Source organism: Microbacterium sp. IEGM 1404 (assembly GCF_030056775.1).
In the GTDB taxonomy this organism is placed as follows: Bacteria; Actinomycetota; Actinomycetes; order Actinomycetales; family Microbacteriaceae; genus Microbacterium.
This window is the reverse complement of record NZ_JASHKP010000046.1, coordinates 1-209: the sequence shown is the minus strand read 5'-3', so window position 1 is coordinate 209 and position 209 is coordinate 1. Positions and strand designations below refer to the sequence as shown.

Below are 209 nucleotides of genomic sequence, written 5' to 3'. Positions count from 1 at the left end.
GTCGGCATCCCGGCGGGGCTCGGTTGGCAGCTTTTCCTCAACAGCCTGTTCCTGCTGCTCGTCATCCGCTCGGGGGTGCAGTTCCGTCGTCAGAAGCGACCGGATGCCTTCTGGTCGCCGCGGGGCACCACGCGGCGCCGCATCAGCCTGGCGCTGTGGTTCCACCAGGCGATCTACGTTCTCTGGATCGCCAACGGCGTGATCTACAT

At 65.6% G+C, this 209-nt stretch carries 1 pseudogene; it reads left to right on the top strand.

The window, feature by feature from the left end:
* A pseudogene (locus QM517_RS18210) lies at window positions 1-209 on the top strand (cytochrome b/b6 domain-containing protein); the annotation flags it as partial.